This window comes from Haliea sp. E1-2-M8 (assembly GCF_030649675.1).
In the GTDB taxonomy this organism is placed as follows: Bacteria; Pseudomonadota; Gammaproteobacteria; order Pseudomonadales; family Halieaceae; genus Haliea.
In genome coordinates, this window is the sequence record NZ_JAUTDR010000015.1 from 15,418 (window position 1) to 27,495 (window position 12,078).

The 12,078-nt window shown below is 62.9% G+C and carries 12 protein-coding genes; 8 read left to right on the forward strand and 4 right to left on the reverse strand.

Going from position 1 to position 12,078, the window contains the following annotated elements:
- The first annotated feature begins 51 nt into the window (after positions 1-51).
- Positions 52-1,356: an NADH:flavin oxidoreductase/NADH oxidase family protein gene (locus tag Q6D67_RS13530; RefSeq protein WP_304706188.1), complete on the forward strand. Its 1,305-nt coding sequence runs from the start codon at positions 52-54 to the stop codon at positions 1,354-1,356.
- Positions 1,357-1,432: 76 nt separating this feature from the next.
- On the opposite strand, the gene Q6D67_RS13535 is transcribed toward Q6D67_RS13530, so the two are convergent.
- On the reverse strand, positions 1,433-1,609 hold the full coding sequence (locus Q6D67_RS13535; protein ID WP_304706189.1) for a DUF6435 family protein: 177 nt from the start codon (positions 1,607-1,609) through the stop codon (positions 1,433-1,435).
- Between the two features lie 113 nt (positions 1,610-1,722).
- On the opposite strand from Q6D67_RS13535, the gene Q6D67_RS13540 reads away from it, so the two are divergent.
- The 7 genes from Q6D67_RS13540 to Q6D67_RS13570 all read left to right on the forward strand — a co-directional run bounded on the left by Q6D67_RS13540 (position 1,723) and on the right by Q6D67_RS13570 (position 10,383).
- A complete protein-coding gene (locus Q6D67_RS13540) occupies positions 1,723-2,397 on the forward strand; it encodes an SOS response-associated peptidase (RefSeq protein WP_304706190.1) in 675 nt (224 codons plus the stop codon).
- Between the two features lie 270 nt (positions 2,398-2,667).
- Positions 2,668-3,939, forward strand: a complete 1,272-nt coding sequence (locus Q6D67_RS13545) for a DUF2254 domain-containing protein (RefSeq protein WP_304706191.1) — start codon at positions 2,668-2,670, stop codon at positions 3,937-3,939.
- Entirely contained in the window at positions 3,936-5,402 is a 1,467-nt protein-coding gene (locus Q6D67_RS13550; RefSeq protein ID WP_304706192.1) for a triacylglycerol lipase, read from the forward strand. The genes Q6D67_RS13545 and Q6D67_RS13550 overlap by 4 nt, the downstream gene beginning before the upstream one ends.
- A complete protein-coding gene (locus tag Q6D67_RS13555; protein ID WP_304706193.1) occupies positions 5,402-6,157 on the forward strand; it encodes a hypothetical protein in 756 nt (251 codons plus the stop codon). Before Q6D67_RS13550 ends, Q6D67_RS13555 begins: the two co-directional genes overlap by 1 nt.
- A 50-nt stretch (positions 6,158-6,207) precedes the next feature.
- A complete protein-coding gene (ftsH, locus tag Q6D67_RS13560; protein ID WP_304706194.1) occupies positions 6,208-8,013 on the forward strand; it encodes an ATP-dependent zinc metalloprotease FtsH in 1,806 nt (601 codons plus the stop codon).
- Between the two features lie 14 nt (positions 8,014-8,027).
- The gene (locus Q6D67_RS13565) at positions 8,028-9,614 is read left to right on the forward strand and encodes a M20/M25/M40 family metallo-hydrolase (protein ID WP_304706195.1); all 1,587 of its coding nucleotides are present in this window, start codon (positions 8,028-8,030) and stop codon (positions 9,612-9,614) included.
- Between the two features lies 1 nt (position 9,615).
- Positions 9,616-10,383, forward strand: coding sequence for a hypothetical protein (locus Q6D67_RS13570; protein WP_304706196.1), 768 nt, complete (start codon positions 9,616-9,618; stop codon positions 10,381-10,383).
- Positions 10,384-10,393: 10 nt separating this feature from the next.
- Here Q6D67_RS13570 and Q6D67_RS13575 read toward each other — a convergent pair whose 3' ends face one another.
- The 3 genes from Q6D67_RS13575 to Q6D67_RS13585 form a co-directional block, all read right to left on the reverse strand.
- Positions 10,394-10,876, reverse strand: coding sequence for a DUF4124 domain-containing protein (locus tag Q6D67_RS13575; RefSeq protein WP_304706197.1), 483 nt, complete (start codon positions 10,874-10,876; stop codon positions 10,394-10,396).
- 65 nt (positions 10,877-10,941) lie between these two features.
- A complete protein-coding gene (locus Q6D67_RS13580) occupies positions 10,942-11,322 on the reverse strand; it encodes a hypothetical protein (RefSeq protein WP_304706198.1) in 381 nt (126 codons plus the stop codon).
- A gap of 206 nt (positions 11,323-11,528) precedes the next feature.
- Complete coding sequence (locus tag Q6D67_RS13585) at positions 11,529-11,777, reverse strand: hypothetical protein (RefSeq protein ID WP_304706199.1); 249 nt, start codon at positions 11,775-11,777, stop codon at positions 11,529-11,531.
- Positions 11,778-12,078: the final 301 nt, after the last annotated feature.

Genomic DNA, 12,078 nt, shown 5'->3' on the forward strand with positions numbered 1-12,078 from the left:
CATGTGCGACCGCTTCCACACCACAAATTCCCCGCCACCTCAGGATCAACCATGTCGGACATCCTCGCCCAATCGCTCACACTGCCCTGCGGTGTCACCCTGCCCAACCGAATAGCCAAGGCCGCCATGACCGAAGGCCTGGCCGACCCTGCCGGTGTGCCGACAGAGGAACTGGAGCGCCTGTATGGTCTGTGGAGCGACGGCGGTGCCGGGCTGTTGTTGTCCGGCAACATCCTGATCGATGCTGATCACCTTGAACGGCCGGGCAACGTGATTGTTGATCGCGAGCCCGACGAGGCGATGCGAGCCGCGCTGGCGCACTGGGCCACGGTGGCTACCCGCAACGACAACCACTTCTGGGCGCAGATAAGCCACGCGGGGCGGCAGACCCAGAAAAATGTCAATCCACATCCGAAGGCGCCCTCCCCGGTAAAGCTCGGCCTGCCCGGTGGGCAGTTCGGTGAGCCTGTCGCACTGACGGTTCCAGAGATCGAGGACATCGTGCGCCGCTTTGGTGTGTGCGCGGCAGCGGTGAAGGCCGCAGGGTTCACCGGTGTGCAGGTACACGCGGCCCACGGCTACCTGTTGTCGCAGTTTCTCAGTCCGCGCAGCAATCTGCGCAGCGACCAGTACGGCGGCGATTTGGCCAATCGCGCTCGCGCTCTGCTGGATACGGTGAGAACCGTCCGCGAAGCGGTAGGGCCCGATTTTCCGGTGGCAGTCAAACTCAACAGCGCCGATTTCCAGAAGGGCGGGTTCGCCTTTGCAGACAGCCTGCAGGTAGCGCAGTGGCTGGAAGCCGCAGGCGTCGATCTGCTGGAAATCTCCGGCGGCACCTACGAGCAACCGAAACTGATGGGTATTGAAGGTATCGAGGAGGAAGAACCGCAGCACGTGGCACATTCCACCCTGATGCGCGAAGCCTACTTCGTCGACTTTGCGCTGGCCATGCAGGAGAAAGTGTCGATTCCACTGATGGTGACGGGGGGCTTCCGCTGCCGCGATGCCATGGAGCAGGCCATCAATGCGGGTGGCGCTGACCTGATCGGGCTGGGCCGCCCGCTGTGCGTGCTCACCGATGCGCCCGCACGCTTGCTGGCCGGCCTGGACGAACTACCGCGCTATGAGTCAAACCTATCGCTCTTTCCGGGATCGCTTTCGTTTCTCACCCGGATCAAGACACTGCGCACATTGGCGAGCTTTGCCGTGCAGTACTGGTACTACGCCCAACTGGATACCCTGGGGCACACCGGCAAGGCCGAGCCAGACATGTCGGTGTTTAGGGGAACACGCAAAGTCGTGGCACAGCAAAAGCAGTGGCTCGCAGCGCGGCGCCGATTACAGAAGGTCGGGTGATATTGACGCACCGTCTGCTGCGCCTGGGCATTGAAGCCGCTTACACCGGCCGTCTCGACCCAGTCCATCATTTTTTCTATGGCTTGATTTCAATCAACTGCTTGTACAGTCTGTCTGCCTCTTCGGACAGCATGGAATAACTCCGTATGTCCCCGTTGCGCTGAGCTTGCATCGCCTCACCCAACTTGGACTCATATTCTTTCTGCAGTTTTTTCACTTGTCGCGAAGCAGAGCTTTTGAATAAACCAAACATTCCCTATCCCTCTTGGCCACGGTATAAAAGGAATACGGATGGGAACGTATTTGGTTCAGAGCAGCCTGAAAAAGTGTGTTTGACTCCGGGAAACCGCCAGCTAAAGTACCCTTATGTGCGGCCGCTTCAACATCACCAGCCTGCCCGGGCTCCAGGATCTGCTGGACTTCCTGGGTATCGACTCGTCACTTCCCGAGCCACGCTTCAATATTGCCCCCACCGAGGACATCCTGCTCCTTCGCGCTGGAGGTGGCGACATGGCCCGGTGGTGGCTGGTGCCCTCCTGGGCAAAAGAGATCGGCACCAAGTACAGCATGTTCAACGCCCGAGCTGAATCCCTGACCAAGAGCCCCGCCTTCCGCGGGCCGTTCCGGCGCCAGCGCGGCGTGGTGCCAATGTCCAGTTTCATTGAGTGGCGCATGGAGGACGGACAGAAGCAGCCCTGGGTTATCACCAACGATGAGCAATCCCTGGCGGTGGCCGCGCTGTGGGATGTGTGGGAGGGAGCGGACACGCCATTGCTTTCCTGCACCCTGGTGACAACCGATGCGGCCGATGCCTTCCGCCCCTGGCACACCCGTATGCCCGTGCTACTCACCCGCGAGGAATGCCTCCGCTGGCTGGATAACGAACAGCCGATTGACGCCGGCGACATGATGTTGGCACCCACCCTGAAATTCGACCTTGAGCTCTATCCGGTCAATCGGGCCGTGGGCAATTCCAGCAGGAAGGACGCAGCGCTGTTCGAGCCCACTGGCCAGTCTGTGAAGCTCCGGGGCCAGGGCTGACCACTCACAGCACCACTGAGTTTGCCATGGGCCATAACGTCATGTCGAAATCGGAGGTGGTTTGGAATCCACAGTTATTGCCAGATCAAAATTAACAAGACCGGGCAGAGGATTCATCGGCTTATACCCTGTCGCATTCACTACAGGCGCTGCTTATAACCCCAAAACGCCTCCGCGGAGACGCCGCTTCCACTATCATGGCAAAGGGTGGCGGCAGCGTGTCGGCATGCGAGGGACGCCAACGGCTTAAACGGACCAAAGGAAATCAATATGTCTTCCATGGTTTCAACGGATCGCCTCAGATTTCTGCTCAAGCAACTTCGCGAGCGGCTCTGGGTGAGACCGCTGATCATTTGCCTGCTATCAATTGGCATGGTTTTCGTGGCAAAGCTTTTCGATAACGCCCGATTGCGGCAATTTGTGCCGGAAATCACAATAGACTCAGTCGAGACGCTGCTGTCGGTTATGGCTGCCAGCATGCTGGTCATTGCCACGTTTTCCGTGGCCTCAATGGTTTCAGCGTACGCGGCGGCAAGCAACAGGGCCACGCCGCGGTCATTCATCCTGGTCATCGCGGACGATGCCTCCCAGAATGCTCTCTCCGGTTTTGTCGGTTCATTCATCTTTTCCATCGTGGCGATCACGGCGGTCAAAAACGACTTTTACCAGACCGGGGGCCTTTTTATCCTCTTTGTCGTTACGGCGCTCGTATTCAGCATGGTCATTTTTACCTTTGTCCGCTGGGTCGACAGCATCGCCCGGCTTGGGCGGATGAGATCGACACTGGACAAGGTTGAGAAGGCAACGCGCGACGCCTTGAAGCGGCGGCGGGATGGACCCAGCCTTCCATGCTGTGCGGTCCGATCCCACGCTGTCGGGCAGGCGGTGTGCGCAACGCAGGTCGGTTACGTGCAGCATATCGACTTCGCCTCGCTGCAAGCCTGGGCAGAGAAGGCCGAGGGGCGGGTAATCGTGGAGGCCTTGCCGGGCAGCTTCGCCACGCCAGACCAGCCACTGGCTTACGTCACCACTTCTCGCGTTGACGAGGCCGCGCCTGATTGCACCCCCGTGGTCGAGGCGTTCGGGATTGGTACCGACCGCCAGTTTGATGATGACCCGAGGTTTGGTCTGGTTGTACTTGCGGAGATAGCCGGCAAGGCGCTGTCACCCGCGGTCAATGATCCCGGCACTGCGATTGACGTCATGGGAAGGCTGGTGCGGCTGTTTCATTTGTGGTCACAGCCGGCAACAGATGGAGATGATGATCGTCCGCTGTACGATCGGGTGGAAGTGCCCGAGATCTCGGTACGGGACATGTTCGACGACGCCTTTACCGTGATTGCCCGGGATGGTGCCAGCCAGGTCGAGGTTTCGGTCTGGTTGCAAAAAGCGTTGTCCACTCTGGCGTCGCTTGGTGACGAGAAAATGCGAGAAGCCGCCCGGCATCACCGTGGCATGGCGCTGGAGCGCTCCAGAATGGCGCTGACCTTGCCGGAGGACCTGGCGGCTGTGCGCAGCGCCGCTGGCCCGGAGGAGACATGAGCGGGCATTTGCCAATCATCTACGTCAGGGGCTATGCGGGCAGCGAAGGGGCTGTCGAGGCCACGGTGAACATGCCCTACTACGGCTTCAACCTGGGCAGCACGCAGGTGCGGACCGGACCGGAGGGTGAGCCGGATTTCTTTATTTTCGAGAGCCCGCTGGTGCGCCTGATGAAAGACCACGGTTATGCCGATATCTTCGCCCGGGTCGATGACGACGGCGCCGTGAGGCTACTCAATCGAGAGGAGGAACGCTACGGGGAGCAGGGTTTTCCCCTGCGCTCGCTGTGGATCTATCGCTACTACGACCGCAGCTCGGAACGAGTCGGCGACGGCGACCGGGACAACCTGGAAATACTGGGGCACAATCTTGGGCTGCTGCTCGAGTTCGTCCTCAGGGAAACAGGGGCGCAGCAGGTGCACCTGGTTGCCCACTCCATGGGCGGGCTGGTATGCCGCTCATTGATCCAGCGGATTTTGCAGGAACGCGCCGCGGAACGGGTGGCGCGCCTGTTCACCTACGCCACGCCCCACCGCGGGATCCACTTCCGCCGCGGCCTGGGTTTCCTGACCAGTGTACGGGACCTGCTGGGGCTCAACGATTCCGACACCTTCGGCCCTGTGCGCATGCGCCAGTACCTGGGCTTCCCGGAGGACTGGGACGAGCGGAGGCTGCACGAGATCGGCGACCACTTTCCGGTGGACCGGGTGTTCTCGCTGATCGGGACCAATCACACCGATTACAATCTGGCGCGCCTGGCGGTGGGCCCCGGCAGCGACGGCCTGGTGCAGATCGACAACGCCTACGTCCACGGCAGCAGCCGCGCTTTCGTCTATCGCAGCCACAGCGGGCCCCTGGGAATCGTCAACTCCGAGGAGGGCTACCAGAATCTGCAGCGCTTCCTGTTCGGCGATACCAGCGTGAAGATCGAACTGGAGGGCTTGCGGCTGCAGGACCACCTGCGCAGCAATGAGGATTTGCGCTTTATCCTGGTCGAAACCACCGTGCTGATCCGCGGCGAGGAGGTGGTGATGACCGACCAGCGCGAGGAACACGGTTCGGCACTGACAGTGGGCGCCCGGGCCTTGGAGGAGGGCCACGAGACCCTGTTCCGGACCTACCTGGCCCGCTCCGGGCGGCCCAGCAACCGGGAGCGCTACTCCCATTTTCAGATCCGCTTGCGCCTGCTGCCGCACTATGTGAGCGAACGGCGGGTGCTGCGTGACCGCCACTACTTCGGCGAGCACCTGTTCCAGGAAACGCTGACTATCGGCATCCGCGATACGGATGGCGGCGAGGGTCGGCTGGTCCGCGCCAGATGGACAGCGATGGATACCGACCTTCCCGATGCGGGTACGCGACACCCGCGCAGTGACGACATCCGCTTCGAACTGAAATCCCGCCATTTGACGGCTGGCGCACTGGTGTTGCGGGTGCGTGACGAGAGCAGTCCGGGCCACTAATGTTTGCATCCCTGACCGCCGGGATTATCGCCTTCAGTATCGCTGCTCTGGTCATCGTCATCGCCGGCAGTCAGTTGGCGCGAGTGGCCGATGAACTCGCCGATCGCACCGGAATGGGCGAGGCGCTGTTCGGTATTCTGCTCCTCGCCGGCGTAACCTCGTTGCCCGACTTCGCCGCGACGCTCAGCGCGGCGCTGGATTCCCGCCCCGATCTGGCCATGAGCAACATCATGGGCAGCATGGCGGTGAACCTGGTCTTTCTCGGCATCGCCGACATGGTCTACCGCCAGGCCAATCTGGAACACGCGGCTGCCTCCCCCACCATCCTGATGCTGGCGGCATTGCTGATCGTACTGCTCACGCTACCACTGCTCGCCATCGTCACGCCGCCGGTGAACCTGTGGGGTGTGCATCCTGTGACGCCGTTGATAGTGCTTGGCTATGTGTTGGGGCTGGACCTGGTGCGCAGAACCGAGGAAAAACCGATGTGGTTTCCCCGCCACACTCGCCAGACGGTGGCGGACACGCCGGAACACCACCGTCATGGCGGCCTTGCGGTGGCATGGCTCAGTATTTTTGGTACCAACTGCTTCAACATGCTGGTGGTGGCTGCTGCAGATGCCGGTTATCCCGGTGGCTCCATCTATCACGACATGGCACCGGTGCAAATGACCTGGGGCCGGATCGGGTTTGAAAGCGCGCTGATACTGGCGGTCTATGCCCTGGCGCTGGTCATTGTGGTGGCGAGCGGCTGAGCGACACGATAAGGTTGGACCAAGGCCCATGCCAGCGCGGAAGTGCACCCATGAACAAGCAGCACCAGTGGAACTCCTCCTACTTTTTTGTCACTGTCCTCCTGATCCTGCTGTTTCAGAACTGGTGGGCCACCAGCCGCAACGTGGAGGTCGTCCCCTATAGCGAGTTCCTCAGCCTGCTCAATGACGGGCGCATCGCTGAGCTGACGGTAGAGCAGGAGCAGATCAGCGGCCGCTTCAAGGATCCGATCAACAGCAAGCAGTACTTCATTACCAATCGGGTGGACCCGGCGCTGGCGGAGCAGATCAAGGACTCCGGGGCGACCTTTACCGGCACGGTGCAGAACACCTTCCTCTCCAGCCTGCTGTCCTGGCTGCTGCCGCTGCTGGTGTTCCTTGCGATCTGGATGTTCGTGTTCCGCCGGTTCGCCGAGAAGCAGGGCTTCGGTGGCATGGTGAATGTGGGCAAGTCCAAGGCACGGGTGCTGGTGGAGCGCGACACCGGGGTGACTTTTGATGATGTCGCCGGGGTGGACGAGGCCAAGCTGGAGCTGCAGGAGATCGTCTCCTTCCTCAAGGACAAGGAGCGCTACGGGCGCCTCGGAGCGCGGATTCCCAAGGGTATCCTGCTGGTCGGGCCCCCGGGTACCGGCAAGACCCTGATCGCCAAGGCGGTGGCGGGACAGGCCGGAGTGCCCTTTTTCTCAATCTCGGGGTCAGAATTCGTGGAGATGTTCGTCGGCGTCGGCGCGGCCCGGGTGCGTGACCTGTTCGAACAGGCGCGCCGGGCCGCACCCTGCATCATCTTCATCGACGAGGTGGATGCCCTGGGGCGCAGTCGCGGGCTGGGCGGCTTCGGCGGGCAGGACGAGAAGGAGCAAACTCTGAACCAGCTGCTCGCGGAGCTCGACGGCTTTGATCCGCGGGAGGGCATTGTGCTGCTGGCGGCGACCAACCGCCCGGAAATCCTCGACCCCGCGCTGCTGCGCGCCGGGCGCTTCGACCGCCAGGTGGTGCTCGATCGGCCCGACCGCAATGGGCGCCATGCGATTCTCAAGGTACATGCCCAGCGGGTCCGGCTCGCGGCGGAGGTGGACCTGGCGCAGATCGCCGGCATCACCCCCGGCTTCACCGGCGCCGACCTCGCCAACCTGGTAAACGAGGCGGCCATTGTCGCCACCCGTCGCGGCGGGGAGGAAGTCGGAACCGCGGATTTCACCGCCGCGGTCGAGCGTGTGGTCGCCGGCGCCGAGCGCAAGGGCCGCCTGCTGCAGCCGCACGAGCGGGAGGTGGTCGCCTACCACGAAATGGGCCACGCTCTGGTAGCGGCGAGCATTCCGGGTAGCGACCCGGTGCACAAGGTCTCGATCATCCCCCGTTCAATCGGCGCACTGGGCTATACCATGCAGCGGCCGACCGATGATCGTTTCCTGTTGACCACCCGGGAACTGGAGGACCGCATGACGGTACTGCTGGCCGGGCGCGCAGCCGAGCTCACTGTGTTCGGCGAGATATCCACTGGCGCCGCCGACGACCTTGCCAAAGTCACGGATGTCGCGCGCCAGATTGTCACCCGCTTCGGCATGACCGAGGCGCTTGGCCAAACGGTGCTCGAGCGCCAGACCACGACCTACCTCGGCGACCAGCAGGTCGGGGTGCGGGAGAAGGACTATTCCGAGGAAACTGCCCGCGAGGTGGATCTGGCGGTTCGCGAGCTGATAGACGCGGCCTACAAGCGCGCCCAGGGAATTCTCGTTGAACGCCGGGTGCTGCTCGACGAAGGTGCGCGGCTGCTGCTTGAGAAAGAAACGCTGACACCGGAGGACTTTCCAGCCTTGTCTCCGGCCCAACAATGACAGAGGGATTTCCCATGAAACAAACCGTACGCATAGCGACCACCGCACTGTTGGCGGCAGTCATCGCCGCCGTAACCGCCCCGGTCGCAACCGCAAACCCGGCGGCTCCCGCGCGGCCAGACTTTGTCCTCCCCGCCGCGGAACCTTTCGATGCCGCTGCCGTGCCCGCCTACAGCGGCGACCACAATGCGGTCTATGCCCACATCGACGCCAACCTGGAGCAGCACCTGGCCAACATCCAACGCTGGCTGCGCCAACCCTCCATCAGCGCCCTGGATATCGGTGTGCGCGACATGGCGGAGATGGTACGCAGCGACCTCGAGGGCATGGGTTTCCAGGAAACCGCCATTGTCGAGACCGACGGCCACCCCGGGGTCTGGGGATTCTACGACGCTGGCGCCGAGCGCACGCTCATGTTGTACCTGATGTATGACGTGCAGCCGGTGGACGAGGAGGACTGGCAGAGCCCGCCCTTCGCCGCCAACCTGGTAGAACACGAACTGGGCAAGGTGCTCATGGCGCGCGGCGCCACCAACCAGAAAGGCCCCCAGCGCGCGCTGTTGAACGCCATCGAATCCATTATCGCCGTCGACGGCACCCTGCCGGTGAACCTGATGATTACCGCCGAGGGCGAGGAGGAGCTCGGTTCGCCGCACTACCCCCAGATCATCGACCAGTACGAAGATCGGCTGAGTACGGCGGACGGCGTGATCTTCCCCTTCAATTCACAAGCGCCCGACGGCGGGGCCAGCCTCAACCTGGGGGTGAAGGGCATCTTGTACTTCGAAGCCGAAGCCAGCGGCGGGGACTGGGGTGGCCCCCGGGCAGCGGAGATCCACGGCTCCTACAAGGCCATTGTGGACTCCCCGGTCTGGCGCCTGGTACAGGGGCTCTCGACCCTGGTGTCGGAAGACGGCAACACTATTCTGGTACCGGGTTACTACGATAGTGTGCGCCCACCAACCGCCGAGGAGGCGTCGCTGATAGCGGGCCTGCTGGCGACCCACGATGACGACCGCCTCAAGGACACGTTCAAGGTCGGGCGCTGGATCGACGGCATGAGTGGAGAGGAGGTGCTGCGCAACCTGATCTACACCCCCACCCTGAACATTGACGGCCTCTACGGCGGCTACACCGGTGAGGGCGTCAAGACCATATTGCCGCACATGGCCACCGCCAAGCTGGATTCGCGGCTGCCCGTGGGCCTGGACCCGGATGAAGCCTTTGGCCGGATCCGCGCCCACCTGGACGCCAAGGGCTACGAGGATATTGTCCTGCGCAAGTTGTCGTCCTACCCGGCCTCCCAGACCTCGGTGCACACCCCCCTGGTACAGGCAGTTATTGGCGTGTTCAACAAGCACGGTGCAACACCGACGGTGAATCCGCGGCTTGCCGGCAGCGCACCGTTCTACCAGTTCACGGAACGGCTCGGCCTGCCCATGGTGCCCACGGGTTTCGGTTTCGGCACCGGCGCCCACGCGCCCAACGAATTCATGCTGATCGAACCCGCGCCGGGGGTCGGTGCCGCCGGGCTCGCCGCGATCGAGAAGGCCTACGTCGACATGCTCTATGCGCTGGCCGCACCGGACCGGGGAGAGTGACATGCTGACCATCCCCACTCCACGCACACTGGGGCTAGCGCTGGCGGTCGCCCTGCTGTGCGCCGGACTGGTTTTCGCCAGGCCGCCCCTGGCCACGGAGATGGCGCGACTGATAGAAAGCCAGGGCGTCGACGCCGCCCGCGAGAGTTTTGCCGAGCTTTGGGAAAACGCCGGCGCTGAGTATGAACCGGATGTGGACGGCCTCGCGGAACTCGGCACCCGCTACCTGCGGGAAGGCAATATTGATGCCGGCATGGCGGTAATGGAGATGGTGTCCATCATCAGCCTGGCCGAGCTTGATACGGCACTGGAGTCACAGGCCGCGCTGGTGGCAGAGATGGAAGCCGCCGCGACAGAGATTGCGGCAGGGACCGGTACCCAGGCCGGGGCGGCACCCGGGGATGAGCGCCCGCAACCAGCGGCACCAGACCGCGGCCCCGCCCGCACGGACCTTGAGCGCCTGACCGGCATCTACGCCAGTGGCGAGGCACCCAACCGGGAGCTGTTTGTAACCCGGACCTGTGACGGTTTCCTGGTGGTCGGCCCCCTGTGGGCGGATACCGCGCCCTGGTACCTGCGTTCGGAGGGCGAGGCGGCTTTCACTTTCCGACAGGATGAGCTGCAGTTCCAGCTTGAGTTCGCTACCGGCGATGATGGCGCGGCACGGCAGCTCAGCCACACTATTCGCGGCCTCGCCACCCCCATGCAGCGCCGCGGCCCATTGCCGGGCGACTGGCCGCGCTGCACGCCGGCCGCGGAAATGCGCTGACCGGGGACGATCAGTCCCGACTGCGGGACAGGATGGGGCGCATCAATTGTGAGTTTGGGTCCTTGATAATGCCCTGCGGAGGACGCGCCGGTTGCGGCCGCTGCGGCGGATGAAAGCCGGGCCGCCAGGGCCGGAACGGTACCTGCGGCGGCAGATAAATGTACTCGTAACGCACCTCGGGCTGCGCCTGGCGGACGCCCGCTACGACCGGCTCGCGTGCAGCCCGCTCTCTTGCCGCCTCGCGCTGCGCCTCCCGTTCACGCCGATCCGCAGCCATGCGTTCGGTGGTCTCCCGCATGGCTTCCAGCTGCTGCCGGGACTCTTCTGCAGACACCGGCTGCGGCGTGTCGATAGCGATAACCTCCGCCGCTGCGAGGTCGTCTGGCGGAACATCGGAAAATCCGACAACGCCGTTACTGTCTACAACCCGGTAAACGTTTGTTGAGTCCGCCGCTGCGCCGCAGGCTAAAAAGAAGAAGAGACTGACCAACACACCTTTTACCATTTGCCTTCAATCTTCCAGAACAGCCCGAGTTCCGCGTTGCTGTTCGACCAGCATCAGTCGTCAGCTCGACGGCCACGGGCGCGCCGCCGCTCCTCTGTCGCATGGGCATAGATCTCCGTGGCTGCCGCGCCCGGAAAGCGCCGGTCATCATCCCGGTGCCGCCGGTCCTCATGCCGTCGGTAACGGCAGTCGCACTGCAGGCGACCGCATTCCGGCAGGGGCAGCTGAGGAACATCCACCTGGAGAAAGCGCTGTTCCTGTAGGCACTGCACCGCCGCACAGGCATCCCGTCCAGGCTCAATGGTGCAGGCGCGATACGGGAAGGACGCCGTAGCACTCGCCGAAGTCCCCGTGGTGCGCTGTTTTTGAGGTCCGGATGTCTCGCCTGCTCCCAGCGCGGACTTGAGCACCTCCCAGATATTGCTGATCGTCATGGCTCTGAACCCGAATAGCGCTCTGTAACATCCACAAACCATGAATGGTAGCACAAGGCGCCGTATAACTGCTCACGAACACCTCTCCAGGTTGCCTGGGACGACTGTGGGTGAAGAAATGCAGGAAACGGGCCTCTTCTGGATCCTGCAGCCGGCCCATTACGCCGGGTATGCAGGTTCGCCACTGCTTGCAGCGGCGAACCTTCCTAACTGAACAATATATCGTCGCCAGTGCAATCGTCGTCGGCCCGACGGCCATAGGCATGGCGCCGCTCCTCTTGCATATGAGGATACGTCAGGGTCGCTATCGCACCCAGCAAGCGCCGGTCCTGATCCAGGTGTCGCCTGTCCTGATGACGCCTGTAGCGGCAGTCGCACTGGAGGCGACCACACTCGGGTAGCGGCAGCATGGGAGCATCTGCCTGGAGAATGCGCTTGTCCTGCAGCCTGGTCACAGCAGCACAGGCTCCCGGTCCCGGTTCAATGGTGCAGGCGCGGTACCGGGAGGTGGATTCATACGAGTTTGCGTAAGGCCTCGCTCTACCCCGTTTTGCAACTGAAGGGGCACGGCCTGCTCCCAGCATGGACCTGAATGTTTGCCAGATAGTGCTCATGACCGGACCTCCGGGCCAGATTGTCGAGCGCCCGGCAGGGCACAAGAAAATGAACTGCCCGGATTTGCCTGTGGACACCGAGCAACCTCAACGACGGAACTTGAGATGGGTCAAGCTCGCCCCGCTTTGCCTGACATATAAT